The following is a 19,331-nucleotide window of genomic DNA, read 5'->3' as shown; positions in this document are numbered from 1 at the left end:
GCCGCGGCGCACGAGCGAGGGCCACCGGCACGCCCGGTGTGCGACAGCGAGGGAGAACGCCGTGTCCGGGTCCCGGGCGAGCACCGACGTGATCGTGATCGGCGCGGGGGTGGCCGGCCTGGCCTGCGCGCAGGACCTGCTCGCGGCCGGGCTGGACGTGCGTGTGCTGGAGGCGTCCGACGGCGTGGGCGGGCGCATGCGTTCCGACCGCGTGGACGGCTTCGTGATCGACCGCGGCTTTCAGGTGTTCAACACCTCCTACCCGCAGCTCCGCCGCCGACTGCGGCTGCGGGACCTGAGGCTGCGTCCGTTCACCCCGGGCTTCCTGGTCCACGGCGACCGCGGGCGTCTGCGTTTCAGTGACCCCACGCGCCGCCCGAGTGCCCTGCCCGATCTGGTACCGGGCCGCCTCGCGGGGCCCCGCGACCTGTTGGCCCTCGGCGTCCTGTCGGCGCGGGACATGCTTGCTCCGGTGCGCCTGGTGAAGCGCTCGCAGGACCGCGCCACCCGCACCGCGCTGGCGGACGCCGGGCTCTCCGAGGAGTTCGTCGAGGCCGTGCTCCGGCCGTTCCTGTCGGGGGTGTTCCTGGAGGACGAACTGGAGACGTCCAGCCGTTTCTTCCACCTGGTCTGGCGCAGCATGCTGCGCGGCACGCTCTGCCTGCCCGCCGCCGGCATCGGGGCGGTGCCCGCGGCCCTCGCCGCAGGGCTGCCCACCGGCACCGTGGACCTGGAGACACCGGTGACCTCGCTGACGGACGACGCGGTGGCCACGGCGGCCGGTCAGGAACTCGCCGCGCGTGCCGTGGTGGTGGCGACGGGTCCCGAAGCGGCGGCCACTCTCCTGCCCGGACTGGAAGTACCTGCCTACCGCGCGGTGACCAGCTACTACCACGTCGCCCCGCGCTCCCCGCTCGGCGAGCCGACGCTCCTCGTGGACGCGCGGTTGCGCTTCCTCAACACCTGTGTCCTCAGCGAGGTGGTCCCCGGCTACGCACCTTCCGGCGCGGCGCTCGTCTGCACCTCTGTGCTCGGCGCGGACGCCGACGGCCGGGAACACGCGGTGCGCGAGGCGCTGGCCGAGGCATACCGCGCCGGGACCGGCGACTGGGACCTGCTGGCCGTGCGTACCGTGGCCGCGGCCCTGCCCGTCATGCGGCCGCCCCAGCCGCTGAGCCGCACCTCCCGCTTCGCGGGCCGGCGTTACGTGTGCGGGGACCATCGGGCCACCGGCTCGGTGCAGGGCGCGATGGCCTCCGGGGCCCGGGCGGCACGTGAGGTCCTGCGCGACCTGGGCCGGTAGCCCCCGACCTGGGCCGGTAGCCGCGGTGACGGCCGGTCAGGCGCGCTCGCGGGCCTCGCGGAACCGCCGCAGGCCGGCCGCGAGGTCGACGATCGGATCGGGGTAGTCGATCTCGGCGCGCTCCAGGCCGGTCAGCCTCCACGGTTCGTGCACCGCGGGGACGTCCAGACCCGCGAGTTCGGGCACCCAGCGCCGGACGTAGCCGCCGTCGGGGTCGTACCGCTTGGCCTGGATGAGCGGGTTGAGGACCCGGTTGGGCCGGGTGTCGGTTCCGGTTCCCGCGACCCACTGCCAGTTGAGCTGGTTGTTCGCCAGATCACCGTCGACCAGCAGGTCCAGGAAGTGGCGGGCGCCGACCCGCCAGTCGACGTACAGGGTCTTGGTCAGGAAGCTCGCGGTCAGCAGACGGGCACGGTTGTGCATCCATCCCTCGTGACGCAGTTGACGCATCGCCGCGTCGATCACGGGGTAACCCGTACGGCCCTCCTTCCAGGCCGCCACGTCCGCCTCGGCCTCCTGTTCCGAGCGCCAGTGGTCGCCCCGCGTGCGGTAGTCGCGGTGGGCGGCGTCCGGCCGGGCCGCCAGGACCTGGCGGTGGAAGTCACGCCAGGCCACCTGCCGTACGAACGCCTCGGCGCCGGGCCCCCCGGCCGCGCGCGCCCGGTGCACCACCTCGACGGGGGAGAGGGTCCCGAAGTGCAGGTGGGGTGAGAGACGGGACGTGGCGTCCGCGGCCAGGTCGTCGTGCCGGTCCTCGTACGCGGCGACGCCGCCGCGCAGCCAGTGCGACAGCCGCCTGCGGCCCGCCGCCTCGCCGCCCGGGGCCAGGCCCTCCGACAGACCCCGCAGGTCCGCGCGGGAGGGCAGCGGCTCGGAGGTCACCCCGTCCGGGACCCGCACCACGCGCGGCGCGCCGAGTACGCCGCGCAGGTGCTGCCCGGACCACTGCCGGAAGTACGGCGTGAAGACGGCGAAGTGGTCGGAGGAGGCCGGCGTCACGCCACCCGGTGCCACCACCGTGGTCACCGTGTCGTGGACGTGCAGGCGGCACCCCTGTGCTTCGAGGGCCCGCCGCAGTCGCCGTTCACGGCGGTGGGCGTGCGCGCTGGCCTCGGACGCCATGTGCACCTCGTCGGCGTCCGCCTCGGTCACCACCCGGCACACCTGCTCGACGAGATCGCCGGAGCGGACGATCAGCCGCCCGCCCCGCTCCCGCAGTGCCCCGTCCAGGTCGCGCAGGCAGTCGGCGAGAAACGCCAGCCGGTTGGGAACGGCGAAACCGGCGGTGTCCACGGCACGGTCCCGGACGAACAGGGGCACGATCTGCCCGTTGCCGTCGCCCGCGGCCCGCAGCGGCGGATGGTCGTGCAACCGCAGGTCGGAGGTGAACAGGACGACTGAGACGTTCATGGCGCGCACTCCAGGAGGAGACGAGAAAGCGAGCGGTTCCGGCAGGAAGGAGCGCCGGCGGACGGGCCGCGCTCCCCGTGCTCATTGCTTCCACCGGTCGATCACTACTTCCACCGGCCGCGCCGTCTCGGATGCGGCGGCTTCTATAGGCTGCTCGCGTGGCAGGAAGAGAAGACCCCGAGCGCAGGGCGGGGGAGACGGCGGCCGGTCGGGCGGTGCCCGAGCGGGGGCGCGCGGGCGGTGACCTCCAGGACTTCGCCGTGCAACTGCGCCGTATGAACGGTGAGATCAACCGCCTCGTGCACGGCTTCGCGGGCGACCACGGCCTGCACGCCACCGACGTCCAGGCACTCGCGGCGATCCTGGACGCCGAGGAGCCCATGACGCCGAGTCGCCTCAGGCAGCACCTCGGGCTCACCTCGGGCGCGGTCAGCGCGTGCGTCGACCGGCTGGAGCGCGCCGGACACATCCGCCGGGTCCGGGAGAGCGCCGACCGCAGGGTCGTGCACCTGCAGTACGCGGCCGACGCCAGGTCGGCCGCCCGCACGTACTTCCGCCCGCTGGCACAGGCGACCCAGGCGGCGCGTGAGGGCTTCACCGAGGACGAACTGGCGACCGTGCTGCGCTTCCTGGCCGCGATGAACGAGGAGATGGGCCGGCTCAGGCCCTGATCGGCGAACCGCCGTTCGGATGCATCCGCCGGTCGCGGCGCGGCGGAAGCATGGGTGGCCACGAGGACCGGCCGACAGGCAGTTAGCTCGATGATTGAGATACTTTATTGTCGAGCTATACGCCTGTTCCCTCCTCCCGCACCTCACACCGCAACCGGAGAACGATGTCCCTCACCGCACGGCGGGCCCGCCGGCTCGTCCCCGTCCTCCTGCTCATCGCCTGGCTCGGCATCGGCGGAGCCCTCGGGCCCTTCGCCGGCCGGCTCGGCGAGGTCGCCACCAACGACCAGGCCGCCTTCCTGCCGCGCAGCGCCGAGTCCACCGAGGTCGTCGAGGCACAGCGGGCGTTCCGGCAGAAGGAGACACTGCCCGCCGTCGTCGTCTGGACCGACGAGAACGGGGCCGCGGTGACCGACCGCCGGGACGCCGCCGCACGCGCGCTGGCCTCCCTCGCGAACGCCCCCGCAGTGGCGGGCCGGATCTCACCGGCGATCCCCTCCGAGGACGGCGAGGCCCTGCAGGGCGTCATACCCCTGCGCCCGAACCTCGGCGAGGACCTGCCCGGCGCACTGGAGAGCATCCGCACGGCCGCCGAGAGCGTTCCCGGCACCACGGTGGTGCTGGCCGGCCCCGCCGCGAGCCAGGCAGACCTGTCCGACGCCTTCGCCGGCATCGACGGACTGCTCCTGACCGTCGCCCTGGTGACGGTCCTGGCCATCCTCCTGCTCGTCTACCGCAGCGTGCTGCTGCCCTTCCTGATCATCCTCGGTGCGGTCTTCTCCCTGGGGCTGGCCTGCGCCGTCGTCTACGCGCTCGCCGACCGCGACGTGGTCCGTGTCGACGGCCAGGTGCAGGGGATCCTGTCGATCCTGGTGATCGGCGCGGCCACTGACTACGCCCTGCTGCTCAGCGCCCGCTTCCGGGAGGAACTGGCCCGGCACGACGACCGGTTCGCCGCCGCCCGGGCCGCGCTGCGGCAGTCCTGGGGCGCCATAGTGGCCAGTGGGGCGACCGTCGCCGCGGGCCTGCTGGCCCTGCTGCTCAGCGACCTGACCAACAACCGGGCCCTCGGACCGGTGGGGGCCATCGGCATCGCCGCCGCCGTGGTCGGCTCGCTCACCTTCCTGCCCGCGGCCCTGGTGCTGCTCGGCCCTGCCGCCTACTGGCCCGCCAAGCCCCCTACCACCGAAGGCCGTGCCGGCGGCAGCGGTGTCTGGCGCCGGGTCGCGGCCCTCGTCGACCGGGCACCGCGCACGGTGTGGGCGGTATCGCTCGCCGGGCTGCTGGCCTGCGCCGCCTTCGCGCCGACCCTCACCTCCAGGGGCGTCCCGCTCGACGAGACCTTCGTCAACGACGCACCCTCGGTGTCCGCCCAGCGCACCCTCGCCGAGCACTTCCCGGGCGGCTCCGGCAACCCGACCGTGGTCATCGCCGACGCCGACCGTCTGGACCGGGTCGTCACCACGGCCCGTACGACCGACGGCGTCGCCTCGGCCGCTGCGGTGGGCGCCTCCGGACGCCTCGGCGGCGCCCCGCTGATCGTGGACGGCCGCGTCCGCGTCGACGTCACCCTGCGCGCAGCCGCCGACAGCGACGCGGCCAAGGACACCGTCGAGCGGCTGCGCGGCGCCCTGCACGCGGTACCCGGCGCCGACGCCCTCGTCGGCGGCTACACCGCCCAGCAGTACGACACGCTGCGCACCGCCGAACGGGACCGGACCCTCATCGTCCCCGTCGTCCTCGCCATCATCCTGCTGATCCTGACCGTGCTGCTGCGGTCGCTGCTCATGCCCGTGCTGCTGGTGGCCACCGTGGCACTCAACTTCCTCGCCACGCTGGGCATCTCGGCGCTCGTCTTCACCCACGTGTTCGGCTTCACGGGCACGGACCCGTCCGTTCCGCTGTACGGCTTCGTGTTCCTGGTCGCCCTGGGCGTCGACTACAACATCTTCCTCATGTCCCGCGTACGGGAGGAGACCCTGCGGCACGGTCCCCGCCAGGGCGTGCTGCGCGGCCTGGTCGCCACCGGCGGGGTGATCACCTCCGCCGGGGTCGTCCTGGCCGCCACCTTCGCGGCGCTCGGCGTCATCCCGCTGGCGTTCCTCGTCCAGATCGCCTTCATCGTCGCGTTCGGCGTGCTGCTCGACACGCTGGTGGTGCGCTCCCTGCTGGTGCCGGCACTGGCCCGGGACCTCGGGCGGGTGGCCTGGTGGCCGAGCCGGACCGGCCGGGCCGCCGCGAAGGCCGATGCCGACGACGCCCGGGGGAAGCGGCCGTCGCTCCTGACGTGACCGGCCACCGGGGCCGGACTGCGGCATGCTGGGCCCATGACCGGAGACATCGGCAAGGTGATCTGCGACATCACGATCTCGGTCGACGGGTACTCGGCCGGGCTCGGCCAGACCGAGGAGCGCCCGTTCGGCGACGACGGCGGTGACGGCACGGGCGAGCGGCTGCACGCCTGGATGTTCGACACTCCCGACGAGAACCGGGCCGAGGTGGAACGGCTCGGTGCCGCCGGCGCCTTCATCATGGGGCGCAACATGTTCGGCCCGGTGCGCGGCGCGTGGGATCGGCGGTGGAACGGCTGGTGGGGCGACTCCCCGCCGTTCCACGCGCCGGTGTTCGTGCTCACCCACCACGCGCGCGAGCCGCAGCCGATGGACGGCGGCACCACGTTCTTCTTCGTCACCGACGGGATCGAGTCGGCGCTGGCACAGGCCCGCGCGGCGGCCGACGGCGGCGACGTCGGCATCCAGGGCGGCGCGACCACCGTCAACCAGTACCTCGCCGCCGGCCTGGTCGACGAGCTGCGGCTGCACATCGTGCCGCTCACGCTCGGCGCCGGCACGCGGCTGTTCGAGGGTGTCCCGCCCCTGAACCTGGAGCAGGTGGGATCGCGGGCGGCGAGCCTGGTCACGCACCTGACCTACCGTGTGCGGTCCTGAGCCCGAGGCGCCGCCGCAGGGACCACCCCGGGTCGCCGTGTCACGGACGACTGCTCAGGTGCCGAGGCGCCGCAGGGTCGCCGCCACCAGACGGTTGCCCCTCGGGGCGTACCAGGAGGTGTACGACGACAGCTCGGCGACCGCCTCGCCCAGCCACCCGGGATCGCCGAGCCGGTCCAGCGCCTTCGCCTCGGTGAGCTGGTCGAACAGGGCCTTGAGCACGATGACGTGGCCGGCCCGGTAGGTGCGCAGGTGGTGCGTGTACCGCACCTTCCACAGGTCGTACGGATGCCGGACGATGCCCTGCAGCGAGCAGCCGTCACGTCCCATGTCGGCGCCCGGCTGAGCCGCTCCCGCGAGCGCCCCGAGGGGGGTGAGCTGCCACCTCCTGTAGGCGGCACGCACCCTCAGCTCCAGGAACCGGGACCACGGGACGGTCAGCAGGGGTGCCGGCTCCCCGCGCCGACGGTGCTCCAGCCCCACCGGGGTGAGCACCACGTACAAGCCTTCCTTCCGTGTCGGATCCCCGATCACCCACCGGTCGTCGACCAGCTCCAGCGGCCCCACGTACTGAGTCATGGATCGGGAACATATCCGACACCCGGCCGGGAAGCCCTCCGCCGGTCACCCCTTGGCGGCCTTGGCGGCACCCTGCTCCGTGTCCGCCCGAGCCGTCGTCAGTGCGCCGCCGGCGTTCTCCAGGTGGGCCCGGACGAACCACTGGAACTGTTCGAGGTCCCGCAGCTGTTCGATGAGCAGATCCTCCGTCGCCGGGTCGATCTCCCCGACGACCTTGATCGCGGCACGGACGTCCTCGATCAGACCGGTGTAGACGATGTCGAGGGCACCGAGGTGAGCGAGCGCGTCCTCACGGCCGATCGAGTAGTCGTCCCAGGTCCGCTCGGCGACCAGCGAGCCGGGCGTGCCCTGCGCGACCCCACCGAGCGCCGCGATGCGCTCGGCCACGTCGTCGGCCATGTCACGCACCCGGTCGACCTGCGGGTCGACCATCTGGTGCACCGCGATGAAGTGGGGTCCCACGACGTTCCAATGGACGTGCTTGAGCGTCAGGTGGAGGTCGTTGAGGGCGTGCAGCCGCAGGCGGAGGACGTCGATGAGCCGACCGGCCGCCTCGCGTTCGATGCCCGGCACCGTGTACTTGGGGGTGAGGTCCTTCGCCACGTTCGCTACTCCTTCTCCGTAGGTGAAGTCGGAGTTCAGGTGCCCTGCTTTCGCCCGCACAGACCTGTGATGTGGCTATCACCGCCCGAACGGACCACCGTCCCGCGTCACCACCGGCGTCGCGCTCATGCCACCCGCACACCCACGATGCAGGTGTCGTCGTCCGTGTCGGACCTGCTGTAGGTGAGCAGACGGTCCAGCTGCTGTTCGAGCGTGGGCGGGACCTTGCGGGCAGCCGCCAGCAGCTGGGTCAGCGACTCCTCCACGGAACGGTCACGGCGCTCGATCAGACCGTCCGTGTACATCAGCAGCGTGTCGTCGACGGCCAGTTGGACCTCGTGCTCCTCGTAGGTCGCCTCGGGCAGAGCGCCGAGCAGCAGGCCCTTGACCAAAGGCAGCGGAGTCGCCTCGCTGTCGCGCACCAGGACCGGCGGCAGATGGCCGGCCCTGGCCCAGCGCAGGGTGCGGCGGTCGGGGTCGTACAAGCCGCAGACCGCGGTGGCGGTGACCCCGCCCGTCAGATGGTGGGCCACCATGTTGAGCCAGGCCAGCAGCTGGGCCGGTCCGGCACCCGTCACCGCGAGGCCGCGCAGCGCGTTGCGCAGGACCACCATGCTGGTGGCCGCCTCGATGCCGTGTCCGGCGACGTCCCCCACGCACAGCAGCACCAGCCGGGACGGCAGGACGACCGCGTCGTACCAGTCGCCGCCCACGAGCTGCTGGGTCTCCGCGGGCCGGTAGCGGACGGCCACGCGCAGGCCGGGGGCCTCCAGGGGGCCCTGCTCCGGGGGCATGATCGCGTGCTGCAGCTGGAGGGCGAGCCGCGCCCGTTCGATCGCCTGCTGCTCGGTGTGCGCGAGCTGGTCGCGGGTGGCGGCGAGCGCGACCTCCGTCCAGTGGTGGGAGGAGACGTCCTGGTACGCGCCCCGTACGACGAACAGCCGGCCGTCGGAGTCGAGCTCCGGCTCGGCCACCACGCGGATGTGCCGGGTCACCCCGTCGGGCCGCTGCAGCCGGAAAGCCGTGGACGCCGGGCGCCGGTGGTGCAGCAGCGTGCGCAGGAACTTGCCGATGGCGACCGCGTCATCGGGGTGCGCGTGGGCGGGCAGGTCCTCCAACGGGATCGGTGCGTCGGCGGTGGGCCTGCCGTAGAGGTGGTAGAGCTGGACGTTCCAGGTGATCTCGCCGGTGAGGACGTTTTCCTCGAAGCCGCCGATGCGCCCGAGGCGCTGGGCGTGCTGCAGCAGGCTCGCCAGCCGTGCCGCTTCGTCCTCTATGCGCCAGATGAGCAGGACGCTGCCACCGTGCCGGCTGATGTTGATGTCGGCGACCGCCGCCAGCGGGACGTCGTCCACCAGTGCCGTCAGCCGCATGCGGTGGGCGCGGAACGGCTCACCCGTGGCGTACACCCGCTCGATCTGTTCGAACAGCTCGCTCTCACCGGCGACCAGCGGGTACGCCTCCAGCAGCAGGGAGCCGTTGACCACGCCTCGCGGCCGCCCGGTGGGGTCGAGGAAGCGGCTGTTGACGTGGTGGATGCGGAAGTCCACCAGTTCGCCGGTGGAGTCCAGGTGCGGGACGAGCACCAGCGCGGGGTCGTGGAGACCGTCGGCCAGGTCCATCAGCTCGGCGACGTCCGGCAGGACGGCCTGCCGCACCTCGTCGTCGGGGTGGCGCGCGGCGGAGGTCTCCAGCGTGTGCGCGCACAGCTCGGCCAGGGCCTCCACCTGGCGGACGATCTGCGGGGGCTGCGGTTCCAGCGGCTTCGGCCAGACGATCTCCAGCACGCCGTGGATCCGGCCCCCGGTCCCGGCGGGCACGGCGACCCGGCCGCCGTCCGGGTAGTGGTGCTGGCCGACGGAGGGCAGCCCGGTCGCCGACAGACAGTCGATCCACTGGCCCGTCCGCTCGCCGAGGCCGCGACGCGCCACGGTCGCCACACCCGGCGGCACATGGCGCCAGCGCCGTGCTTCGGCGGCCGAGAACCCGGCACTGCCCGCCAGGGTGAGCGAACCGTCACCGCCCAGCGCCCAGATGGCCACGGCTTCCGCACCGAGCGGCCGCAGCGCGTGCTCCATCAGGGAGTCGGCCACGGCCTGGGCGTCGTGGGCGGCCAGAGCCCCGCTCTCGGCGGCCCGCAACCGTACGGCGGAGGAGACGCCCGCCGGTGCCTCGACGGCGTCGCCGACACCCACCGTGGCCGCGAGGAAAGCCGTCGTCACCTCGGAGAGCCGGTCACGCGAAGCCTGGTTGATGACATCCACGGCGAATTCGAGCGGTGTCATGCCCGCCTGCTCGGTCAGCTCGGCCAGTTGCCGTGCCGCCTGAGCCGGCCCGCACCCGAGCCGCTCGACCAGGATGCCCTTGGCCAGCTCGATCAGGGCCCGCCCGTCCGCCTCCGCCTGGGCCGCCCGCACCTCCTGGCGCAACCGGTCCACGGTCGCCGCGAGCCTGCCGACGGGGGAGGGGTGACCCTCCTTGTCGTGGGCCGCCACACCGTCCCCGGCCCGGTCGTCGCCCCCGCGGGCGGCGGGGACCGCGGTCGGCCGGTCGGCGGGCAGGAGTTCCCCGCCCGTGGCCGGGTCCTCGGCAGGCGGGTCGTCGGACACCGCAGCGCCGCGGCTCTCCGGCTCGGTCGGCTGATGGGGATTGCTCACAGTTGCCCTGCTTCTCGGCTCGGGCGTCCGAGAACGCCGGGCGGTCGCCCGACGCGCGCGGTCGCGCGGCTGCCGCTCATACGGACAGCCAGTGCTGGACGCGGCTGATGAGGTCGTTGGTGTCGACGGGCTTGGTGACGTAGTCGTCGGCTCCGGACGCCAGGCTCTTCTCCTGGTCGCCGGGCATGGCCTTGGCGGTGACCGCGATGATCGGCAGGTTCGCGTACTGAGGCATAGCGCGGATCTCCGCGGTGGCGGCGTAGCCGTCCATCTCGGGCATCATCACGTCCATCAGGACCAGCGAGACCTCCTCGTGGGCGAGCAGCGTCTCGATGCCCCTGCGGCCGTTGTCCGCGTGCAGCACACGGAAGCCGTGCAGTTCGAGCGCCCCGCTCAACGCGAAGAGGTTGCGCGCGTCGTCGTCGACCACGAGCACCGTGCGCCCGCGGAAGGAGTCGTCGACGATCTGCGTCATCGAGCGCTGTGGCTCCTCGCCCCGCACCAGGGACAACACGTCCCCCGGTTCCTCGGCGGACAGGTGCAGGGTGATGCGCTCGCGCAGCTCGTCCAGGCTGGAGAGGAAGTCCAGCGGGCGGCCGTCCGCGCGGGAGCGCAGCGACTGCTCCTGCGCCAGGTCGGCGTGGTGCCCGGTGTGCACGAGCACCGGGACACTCGCCAGCGCCGAATCGCCCTCCATGGCCTGCAGCAGACGCGCGCCCTCGTCGTCGGGCATGTCGAGTTCCAGGACCACGCAGTGGCACGGTTCGGCGGCCAGTGTGCTCGCCGCTTCCTGCGCGCCGACCGCCGTGATCACGTCGATCTCGCCGAGCGGGTCGTGCGGGTCGGTGACGATGTCGGCCACCGCGCGCTCGGCGACCAGGGTGAGCAGCCCACGGGGGCGGCCCTCCACGACGAGCAGGCGGCGCCTGCGCTGCTCGGGAGTTCTGACGGAAGCGGTCTCCGCGGAGGCCTTCGACGGGAGCTCGGGGGCGGTGGCGTGCGGCTGCTCCGTCTGGACACCGCCCCCGTCGAGCAGGTCCTCGAAGTCCGCGCGCGTCACCGGGAGGTAGAGGGTGAAGGTGCTGCCCTGGCCCGGGGTGCTGTCGACGGTGACGGCGCCGCCGAGCAGATGGGCGATCTCCCGGGTGATCGACAGACCGAGGCCGGTCCCGCCGTACTTGCGGCTGGTCGTGCCGTCCGCCTGCTGGAACGCCCCGAAGATCGTCTCCAGTTGCTGCTGGGGGATGCCGATGCCGGTGTCCTTCACACGGAAGGCCACGACGGGGCCGCCGCGCAGGACGCCCACCGGGACCTCCTGGTCCGCGGCGGGTTCGATGCGCAGCTCGACCCGGCCCTGCTCGGTGAACTTCACCGCGTTCGACAGCAGGTTGCGCAGGATCTGCCGCAGCCGGGAGCCGTCGGTGAGCAGATCGGCGGGGGTGCCCGGCGCGGTGGCCACCGTGAAGTCCAGGCTCTTCTGTGTCGTCATCGGCCGGAACGTCGCCTCGACGTACTCCAGCAGCTGGCGCAGCGGGATGCGCTCGGGAGCGACGTCCATCTTGCCGGCCTCGACCTTCGACAGGTCGAGGATGTCGTTGATCAGCTGCAGCAGGTCCGAGCCCGCCGAGTGGATGATGCCCGCGTACTCGACCTGCTTCGGCGTGAGGTTGCGTGAAGGGTTCTGGGCCAGCAACTGGGCCAGGATCAGCAGGCTGTTGAGCGGGGTGCGCAGTTCGTGGCTCATGTTCGCCAGGAACTCCGACTTGTACTTCGAGGCCAGCGCCAGCTCCTGCGCGCGGGTCTCCAGTTCCTGCCGTGCCTGCTCGATCTGCAGATTCTTGGCCTCGATGTCACGGTTCTGCGAGGCCAGCAGGGAGGCCTTCTCCTCCAGCTCGGCGTTGGAACGCTGCAGTTCGTCCTGCTGGACCTGCAACTCCTCGGACCGGGCCTGGAGCTCGGCGGTGAGCCGCTGGGACTCGTCCAGCAGCTCGTCCGTGCGGGCGTTGGCCACGATGGTGTTGAGGTTGACGCCGATGGTCGGCATCAACTGGGCGAGGAAGTCCTGGTGGATCTGGGTGAAGCGGGTGACCGAGCCCAGCTCGATGACACCGAGCACCTGGTCCTCGACGACGATCGGCAGCACCGTCAGGGCGCTGGGCACGGCCTGGCCGAGACCGGAGGAGATGGTCACATAGCCCGGCGGCAGCTCCTCCACGGTGATGGGACGGCGGTTGCGCGCGGCCTGCCCGACCAGGGAGCGCCCGACGCGGATGCGGTCGGGCCGGTCGACGTCGTCGGGATAGCCGTACGAGCCCACCAGCCGCAGCTCGGGTCCGCGCTCGGAGTCCTCGGCGAGGTAGAAGGCGCCGTACTGCGCCGAGACCAGGGGCGCGAGTTCGTCCATGACGAGCTCGGCGACGACGGGCAGATCCCGGTGGCCCTGCATCAGCCCGGAGATCCGGGCGAGGTTGGTCTTCAGCCAGTCCTGCTCCTGGTTGGCCCGCGTGGTCTCCCGCAGGGACTCCACCATGGAGTTGATGTTGTCCTTGAGTTCGGCGACCTCGCCCGACGCCTCCACGGTGATCGAGCGGGTCAGGTCGCCCTCGGCGACGGCGCTCGCGACCTCGGCGATCGCACGGACCTGACGGGTGAGGTTCCCGGCGAGCTCGTTCACGTTCTCGGTCAGCCGCTTCCAGGTGCCCTCGACGCCCTCGACCTCCGCCTGCCCGCCGAGCCGGCCCTCGCTGCCGACCTCGCGGGCGACGCGGGTGACCTCGGCGGCGAACGACGACAGCTGGTCGACCATCGTGTTGATGGTGGTCTTCAGCTCCAGGATCTCGCCGCGCGCGTCGACGTCGATCTTCTTCGACAGGTCGCCGTTGGCCACCGCCGTCGTCACCAGGGCGATGTTGCGCACCTGTCCGGTGAGGTTGTTGGCCATGGAGTTGACGTTGTCGGTGAGGTCCTTCCAGGTGCCCGCCACGTTGGGCACGTGGGCCTGGCCTCCGAGGCGCCCTTCCGTGCCCACCTCGCGGGCCACGCGGGTCACCTCGTCCGCGAACGCGGACAGCGTGTCGACCATCGTGTTGATGACGTCCGCCAGGGCCGCGACCTCGCCCTTGGCCTCGACCGTGATCTTCTGGGACAGGTCACCGCGCGCGACGGCCGTGGCCACCTTGGCGATCGAGCGGACCTGACCGGTCAGGTTCGACGCCATCACGTTGACGTTGTCCGTCAGGTCCTTCCAGGTCCCCGAGACGCCCCGGACGATCGCCTGGCCGCCCAGATTGCCCTCGGTGCCGACCTCGCGGGCGACGCGGGTGACTTCGTCAGCGAAGGCGGACAGCTGGTCGACCATCGTGTTGATGGTGGTCTTCAGTTCCAGGATCTCGCCGCGGGCGTCCACGGTGATCTTCTGGGAGAGGTCGCCCTGCGCGACGGCCGTCGCCACCTGGGCGACGTTGCGGACCTGCGCGGTGAGGTTGCCCGCCATGAAGTTCACGGAGTCCGTCAGGTCCCGCCAGGTGCCCTTCACCCCCTTGACGTCGGCCTGTCCGCCGAGGCGGCCCTCGGTGCCGACCTCGCGGGCGACGCGGGTGACCTCGTCGCCGAAGGCGGAGAGCTGGTCGACCATCGTGTTGATGGTGTTCTTGAGCTGGAGGATCTCGCCGCGGGCGTCCACGGTGATCTTCTGGGAGAGGTCGCCCTGCGCGACCGCGGTCGTCACCTGGGCGATGTTGCGGACCTGAGAAGTCAGGTTGCCCGCCATGAAGTTGACCGAATCCGTCAGGTCCCGCCACACACCGCCGACGCCGGGCACCTGGGCCTGTCCGCCGAGGCGGCCTTCGCTGCCGACCTCGCGGGCGACGCGGGTGACCTCGTCGGCGAAAGCGGAGAGCTGGTCGACCATCGTGTTGACGGTCTCCTTCAGCTCCAGGATCTCGCCGCGGGCGGGAACGTCGACCTTCTGCGACAGGTCACCCTTGGCGACCGCGGTCGCCACCTGCGCGATGTCGCGCACCTGGGTGGTGAGGTTGCCCGCCATCGCGTTGACCGAGTCGGTCAGGTCGGCCCAGGTGCCCGAGACGCCCGGCACCTCGGCCTGACCGCCCAGGGTGCCCTCGGTCCCGACCTCGCGCGCCACCCGTGTGACTTCCGACGTGAACACGGACAGCTGGTCGACCATGCCGTTGAAGACCGTGGCGATGTCACCGAGCAGGCCTTCGCCATCGGCCGGCAGCCGAGTGCCGAAGTCGCCGTCGCGTACGGCGGTCAGTCCGGCCAGCAGCTGCCGCAGCTCCTGCTCGCCCGGCGACACGTCGACGACGTCGATCATCTTGCTGGTCATGCGCACCCTCGTTCCGCTCCCCAAGAGCCCCCGCACCGGGGACTCGGAACCGCGCCGGGCCGCGAAGGGCCCCCTCACCGTCCGCGTTTCCGCTGTTCACGGCACCGGCCGGTTGAGAAAATCCCGTGAAGGTTAACTCAGTTGTCGTGCGACAACAAAAGCCTGGCCCGAAGGTTCCGGTTGGGCCAAGAAACGCCGCCCGGCAGGCATGTCCGCGGGGATATGAGGTACTCAGCGGGGTTCGGCATCGCCTGGGTCGGGCACGTGTGGAGCTCCCGCGACAGCTGCTGCGGCGGAGTAGCGAGTCCGGGACCGGCCAGGCCCGGCCGGGGCAGCGGTACGCGGGTGGCGGTGCGGGGCGCTGTGCCGCGCCCCGCACCGCGGTGGGTCAGATGCCGAACGGGGCGGCGTACCGGACGGTTCCGGCGGGCAGCGGGTGATCGGCGTCCAGGCTGAGGGCCATCAGGGCCTCATCGGGTACGTCGATGGTCACGCCGATGCCGTGGGCGGAGGCGCGGGTGAAGCCGAACCGGGGGTAGTACGCCGGGTGCCCCAGGACGACGACGTGGTGCTCGCCCATGGCCCTGGCCGCGGCGAGGGCGGCGCGGACGGCAGCCGAGCCCGCGCCGCTGTTCTGCAGCTCGGGCCGGACGGCGCACGGGGCGAGGCACAGGGCCGGGGTGTCGCCGATGTGGCAGCGGGTCAGCAGCGCGTGACCGACGGGGTGGCCGGTGTCGTCCGTGGCCAGCACGGACAGGCCCTCGATCCACGAGGAGTCGGCGCGCAGCGCGTCGACTAGGTCGGCCTCCGCAGGTGTCTCGAACGCGGCCAGGAGGATGTCACGGACGGCGGGGATGTCGGCGCTGGTCTCAGCGCGCGTGATCCAATTGCGCATGATGGATGAAGATCCGTTCTGCAGAGGTGTTCGTGTGGTCGCCCGGCGAGCTCACGCTCTCAGCCGGAGCGGACGGGACGTGGTCAGGCCACGGCCCGGGACGTGAGGGAGACCCGGGCACTGCGCACGGTGGCCTCGAGCGCGGTCATCGACCCCACCTCCCGGTTCTTCTCGATTCCGTCGACACGAACAGCGACGAGCATACACAGCGAGAACACCGCGTTATCCCGCCGAGCCGCCGCCGGACGCGGTCGACAGGTGGGTGAGGATGCCGCACACCTCGTCCACGATCTCCCGGGCCTCTCCCTCGTCCGCGCAGTCGCCCAGTTCACGTGCCGCCCCGCCGATGACGGTGGTCAGCACCCGCACCCGGACCCGGCCGGCGCGGCGCTCCTCGTCGACTTCGAGGAGCCGGGCGTTGCGCCGTACCCACGCCCGGTCCCACTGGCGGCGCAGGACGTCGAAGCCCGCCGGACCGTCGTCTTCGGCGAAGAGCCCGGCGAGCCGCCGGTTCGCCCAGGCCCCCTCCAGGTACGCCCTCGCGCCCGCCACGAAGAGGGCGACCGGGTCGTCCACGCCACACTCGCGGGCGGCTGCCAGGGTGGCCGCGGTCCGACGCTCCTGCTCCTCGCGGAACTCCTCCCACAGGGCGAGGTACAGCCCCTGCTTCCCGCCGTAGTGCTGGAAGAGGCTGCCCATCGGGAGGCCGGAGCGCACCACGATCTCGGTGAGCACGGCCTCGGCGTAGCCCCGCTCCGTGAACACCTCCAGCGCGGTCTCCAGCAGGGTGTGGCGGACCGAGCCGTGCGGCCCCGCCTGGTCCTGCGGTGGCCGTGACGCCGTCCCGGTTCCGGTGGGCTCGATGCTGGCGCTCACGGGCGCTCCCCACTTCCTGCGGCGCCGTCACGGATGGCGAGGGCGACCAGTAGTTCCACCAGGTCGGCGATCCGGCGCGGATTGAGTCCGGTGCGTTCCTCGATCCGGCGCAGGCGGTACTGCGCCGTGTTGTGGTGTATCCGCAACCGGTCGGCGGCCAGCCGCAGGTTGAGGTCCGCCTCCGCGAAGGCCCGGATGGTGGCGACCCAGGTGTCGCCGCGCCCGCGGTCCTCCTCCAGCAGCGCACGCACCCGGGGATCGACCAACTGGCGGGCGAGGTCGTCGGCGCGCAGCGCCAGGTAGTCGAACGGGGACAGCCGAGGCAGTGCCGCGACACCGCCCCCGTGCGGCACCAGGTCCAGAGCGGCCCGCGCCTCCTGGTACGCGCGGGGCAGTTCGCCGGCACCCCGGGCGACGGTGCTGATGCCCATGGAGAGAATGGTCCCTTCCCGTGCGAGCCGTTTCTGCACGGCCTCGAAGTGGGCGCAGATGTCCTCCGCCTCCATGCCGACACGGACCACCGGCACGGCCACCACCTCGCCGTGGCGGACCACCACCAGCGTGCGGCCGGCCCAGGGCCCGGCGACACTGATGGACGCGCTCGCGGCATACCCGTGCTCGGCCAGGGTCAGGTCCCCGGTGCGGGTGTCGCCGACGCACACCGCCACGACCGCCATCATCGCCGAGTGCGGACCGATGCCGTACGCCTGTGCCGCGGCGAGCAGCGGACCGCGTGCCGGAGCCGCACCGGCGAGCAGCTGGTCGAGGAGGTCCCGGCGCTCCCGGTCCGCGTCCGCCACGACGTGCTGCTGGTACTCGACATAGGCCTGCGCCGCGTGCGTGCTGGCGTAGTCGACGTACCGCATCAGCGGTGTGACGAGGGACAGGGCGGCCTGCTGTGCCTCGGCGGACGTCCCCGCGCAGTTCAGCAGCGCGTCCCACAGCACCTGCCGGCCCACCCGGAAGGCGCTGATCCAGTCCTCCAGTGCGAAGCCCGCGCGTGCCCTGCGCATGGCCGCCGCGCGGCTGAAGACCAGGTCCTCGGGGGCGAAGTCCCGGTCGCCGGCCAGCGCGGCCAGCTGCATCCGATAGTGGGTGAGCACCTGGTCCCGTACGTCGTCGAAGAACTGCTCGTCCTGCAGCGCGTACGACGGGATCTCCGTGCGCATCACCGCCACCGCGGTCTCGGCGACGTCCTCGATCCGGTCGTGGACAGCGCGCAGGATCCGCCTGCGCTCCCGGTGGAGCGGTGCGGACAGTGCGGGAGCGCCCAAGGCGGGGCCGCGTGGCATGTCGCAGATCGTCGCCGTCCCGTCGTGTCCCGTCAACAGGCTCGGCGCGGGGTGTTCCCGGGGCTTTGGGCGCGGCGCACAAGCCGGGGCCGGCGAAGTTGGGTGCTCGCACCCAATGTGTGGGGTGAACGCCCCCACCTACTGTGACGCTCGCCCACCCCCCCCAGGACCTCGGAAAGGGCGTCACTCATGCTCGCGGTCGACGGTATCACCGTGCGCTTCGGCGGGATCACGGCGCTGGACGGTGTCGCTTTCACCGTCGAGCCGGGCACCGCCGTGGGGCTCATCGGGCCGAACGGAGCCGGCAAGACCACCTTGTTCAACTGCCTGACCAGGCGCTGCACCCCGGATGCGGGATCGGTGCGGTTCGAGGGTGAGGATCTGCTCGCCCTGCCGCCGCACGCCGTCGCCGGTCGCGGCATCGCCCGCACCTTCCAGAACCTGGGGCTGTTCCCCCGGCTGACGGTCCGGGACAACGTCATGGTCGGCGCCCACAGCCGGGGGCGGTCCGGACACGTCGCCGCGGCGCTCCGGCTGCCCCGCGTCCGGCGGGAGGAGGCGGAACTGCGTGACCATGCCGACGACCTGCTGCGGCGGCTCGACCTGTCGGAGGTCGCCGACCATCCGGCGTCCGGGCTGCCGTTCGGAACCCTCAAACGGGTCGAGCTCGCCCGTGCGCTCGCGGTACGGCCGAGGCTGCTGCTGCTCGACGAACCCGTCAACGGCCTCAGCCACGGCGAGGTCGGTCAATTCGCGGATCTGGTCCGGGCGGTGTGCCAGGACCACGATCTGACGCTGGTGGTGGTCGAACACCACATGGGGTTCGTGATGGGCCTGTGCGACAAGGTGGTGTGCCTCGACTTCGGCCGCAAGATCGCCGAGGGCCCGCCGGAGGAGATCCAGCGCCACCCGGCCGTCATCGAGGCCTACCTGGGGGTGCCCGCGTGAGCGAGTCCACCACCGTGCCCGGCACCGAGAGCGAGGAGCCGGACTTCCTGGACGTGAGCGGTCTGCACGCCGGATACGGCCAGGCCCGGGTGCTCCAGGGTCTCGACTTCCGCGTCGCACGCGGCGAGGTGTGCGCGATCCTCGGACCCAACGGAGCGGGCAAGACGACGACGCTTCGGGCCCTGTGCGGGATGCTCCGCGGCCGTGGCTCGGTGACCCTGTCCGGCACGCAGTTGCTGGGGCGCTCGCCGGAGCAGGCCGCCCGCCTCGGTGTGGCCCACGTGCCCGAGGGCCGGGGCACCTTCAACGAGCTGACCGTCGAGGAGAACCTGAGGGTCGGCGCCCATCCGCGCACCCGTCACGTCGGGCGCGGCCGTGCCGAGCGCGCCGCCGTGGCAGCCGACCTGGAACGGATCTACGGCTACTTCCCCAAGCTGCGCGAGCGGTCCGGGCAGGCCGCGGGCAGCCTCAGCGGCGGCGAGCAGCAGATGCTCGCGATCGGCCGCGCACTGATGCTGCGGCCCTCGCTGCTGCTCCTGGACGAGCCGTCGCTGGGCCTCGCGCCGCTGGTCACCCGCGAGCTGTTCGAGATCGTCCGTGCCGTCAACGAGGAGGAACGCACCACCGTGGTCGTCGTCGAGCAGAACGCTCAGCTCGCGCTGGACATCGCGCACCGGGCCCATGTACTGGAGGCCGGCCGTCTGGTGCTGTCCGGGCCGGCCGACCGGATCCGCGAGGACGGGCAGGTCGCCGAGGTGTACCTCGGTGTCTCCGTCCGTACCGGAACGGGCGGGTGAGCAC

Annotated in this window: 14 protein-coding genes; 6 read left to right on the top strand and 8 right to left on the bottom strand. The window is 72.2% G+C overall.

The features are described from left to right. The first annotated feature begins 61 nt into the window (after positions 1-61). Positions 62-1,303, top strand: coding sequence for an NAD(P)/FAD-dependent oxidoreductase (locus ACFYNL_RS19465; RefSeq protein ID WP_388804760.1), 1,242 nt, complete (start codon positions 62-64; stop codon positions 1,301-1,303). Between the two features lie 36 nt (positions 1,304-1,339). Here the strand turns inward: ACFYNL_RS19465 and ACFYNL_RS19460 are convergent, their stop codons facing one another. Beyond that, positions 1,340-2,713 carry a cryptochrome/photolyase family protein gene (locus ACFYNL_RS19460; protein WP_388804757.1) on the bottom strand — a complete coding sequence of 458 codons (1,374 nt, stop codon included), beginning with the start codon at positions 2,711-2,713 and terminating at the stop codon, positions 1,340-1,342. 158 nt (positions 2,714-2,871) lie between these two features. Here ACFYNL_RS19460 and ACFYNL_RS19455 point away from each other — a divergent pair, with 158 nt between their 5' ends. The 3 genes from ACFYNL_RS19455 to ACFYNL_RS19445 all read left to right on the top strand — a co-directional run bounded on the left by ACFYNL_RS19455 (position 2,872) and on the right by ACFYNL_RS19445 (position 6,332). Beyond that, positions 2,872-3,384: a MarR family winged helix-turn-helix transcriptional regulator gene (locus ACFYNL_RS19455; protein WP_388804755.1), complete on the top strand. Its 513-nt coding sequence runs from the start codon at positions 2,872-2,874 to the stop codon at positions 3,382-3,384. A 164-nt stretch (positions 3,385-3,548) separates the two neighbouring features. Then, on the top strand, positions 3,549-5,675 hold the full coding sequence (locus ACFYNL_RS19450) for an MMPL family transporter (protein ID WP_388804752.1): 2,127 nt from the start codon (positions 3,549-3,551) through the stop codon (positions 5,673-5,675). Positions 5,676-5,711: 36 nt separating this feature from the next. After that, a complete protein-coding gene (locus tag ACFYNL_RS19445) occupies positions 5,712-6,332 on the top strand; it encodes a dihydrofolate reductase family protein (protein WP_388804749.1) in 621 nt (206 codons plus the stop codon). Between the two features lie 54 nt (positions 6,333-6,386). On the opposite strand, the gene ACFYNL_RS19440 is transcribed toward ACFYNL_RS19445, so the two are convergent. From ACFYNL_RS19440 to ACFYNL_RS19410, 7 genes are all read right to left on the bottom strand, one after another. Next, entirely contained in the window at positions 6,387-6,911 is a 525-nt protein-coding gene (locus tag ACFYNL_RS19440) for a hypothetical protein (protein ID WP_388804746.1), read from the bottom strand. 45 nt (positions 6,912-6,956) lie between these two features. After that, positions 6,957-7,514 (bottom strand): Dps family protein, encoded by a 558-nt coding sequence (locus tag ACFYNL_RS19435; protein ID WP_388804742.1) that lies wholly within the window; start codon positions 7,512-7,514, stop codon positions 6,957-6,959. Positions 7,515-7,639: 125 nt separating this feature from the next. Then, positions 7,640-10,171 carry a SpoIIE family protein phosphatase gene (locus tag ACFYNL_RS19430; protein WP_388804739.1) on the bottom strand — a complete coding sequence of 844 codons (2,532 nt, stop codon included), beginning with the start codon at positions 10,169-10,171 and terminating at the stop codon, positions 7,640-7,642. Positions 10,172-10,247: 76 nt separating this feature from the next. Next, the gene (locus tag ACFYNL_RS19425; protein ID WP_388804736.1) at positions 10,248-14,519 is read right to left on the bottom strand and encodes a HAMP domain-containing protein; all 4,272 of its coding nucleotides are present in this window, start codon (positions 14,517-14,519) and stop codon (positions 10,248-10,250) included. Positions 14,520-14,907: 388 nt separating this feature from the next. Beyond that, entirely contained in the window at positions 14,908-15,414 is a 507-nt protein-coding gene (locus tag ACFYNL_RS19420) for a GNAT family N-acetyltransferase (RefSeq protein ID WP_388804733.1), read from the bottom strand. 222 nt (positions 15,415-15,636) lie between these two features. Then, on the bottom strand, positions 15,637-16,290 hold the full coding sequence (locus tag ACFYNL_RS19415; RefSeq protein WP_388804730.1) for a TetR/AcrR family transcriptional regulator: 654 nt from the start codon (positions 16,288-16,290) through the stop codon (positions 15,637-15,639). Next, positions 16,287-17,582, bottom strand: coding sequence for a PucR family transcriptional regulator (locus ACFYNL_RS19410; protein WP_388804727.1), 1,296 nt, complete (start codon positions 17,580-17,582; stop codon positions 16,287-16,289). Before ACFYNL_RS19410 ends, ACFYNL_RS19415 begins: the two co-directional genes overlap by 4 nt. Before the next feature lie 189 nt (positions 17,583-17,771). Here ACFYNL_RS19410 and ACFYNL_RS19405 point away from each other — a divergent pair, with 189 nt between their 5' ends. Together ACFYNL_RS19405 and ACFYNL_RS19400 are read left to right on the top strand one after the other, a co-directional pair. Beyond that, positions 17,772-18,530, top strand: coding sequence for an ABC transporter ATP-binding protein (locus tag ACFYNL_RS19405; RefSeq protein WP_388804725.1), 759 nt, complete (start codon positions 17,772-17,774; stop codon positions 18,528-18,530). Then, the gene (locus ACFYNL_RS19400) at positions 18,527-19,327 is read left to right on the top strand and encodes an ABC transporter ATP-binding protein (protein ID WP_388804722.1); all 801 of its coding nucleotides are present in this window, start codon (positions 18,527-18,529) and stop codon (positions 19,325-19,327) included. The genes ACFYNL_RS19405 and ACFYNL_RS19400 overlap by 4 nt, the downstream gene beginning before the upstream one ends. Positions 19,328-19,331 lie beyond the last annotated feature (4 nt).

The sequence above is a fragment of the Streptomyces sp. NPDC007808 genome (genome assembly GCF_042868655.1).
GTDB lineage: Bacteria > Actinomycetota > Actinomycetes > Streptomycetales > Streptomycetaceae > Streptomyces.
This window is presented reverse-complemented; position numbering and strand designations above follow the sequence as displayed.

Coding starts and splice junctions, on each gene's coding strand:
- ACFYNL_RS19460 (WP_388804757.1), bottom strand. CDS start 2,713: ATGAACGTCTCAGTCGTCCTGTTCACCTCCGACCTGCGGTTGCACGAC.
- ACFYNL_RS19450 (WP_388804752.1), top strand. CDS start 3,549: ATGTCCCTCACCGCACGGCGGGCCCGCCGGCTCGTCCCCGTCCTCCTG.
- ACFYNL_RS19445 (WP_388804749.1), top strand. CDS start 5,712: ATGACCGGAGACATCGGCAAGGTGATCTGCGACATCACGATCTCGGTC.
- ACFYNL_RS19440 (WP_388804746.1), bottom strand. CDS start 6,911: ATGACTCAGTACGTGGGGCCGCTGGAGCTGGTCGACGACCGGTGGGTG.
- ACFYNL_RS19425 (WP_388804736.1), bottom strand. CDS start 14,519: ATGACCAGCAAGATGATCGACGTCGTCGACGTGTCGCCGGGCGAGCAG.
- ACFYNL_RS19420 (WP_388804733.1), bottom strand. CDS start 15,414: ATGCGCAATTGGATCACGCGCGCTGAGACCAGCGCCGACATCCCCGCC.
- ACFYNL_RS19410 (WP_388804727.1), bottom strand. CDS start 17,582: ATGCCACGCGGCCCCGCCTTGGGCGCTCCCGCACTGTCCGCACCGCTC.
- ACFYNL_RS19405 (WP_388804725.1), top strand. CDS start 17,772: ATGCTCGCGGTCGACGGTATCACCGTGCGCTTCGGCGGGATCACGGCG.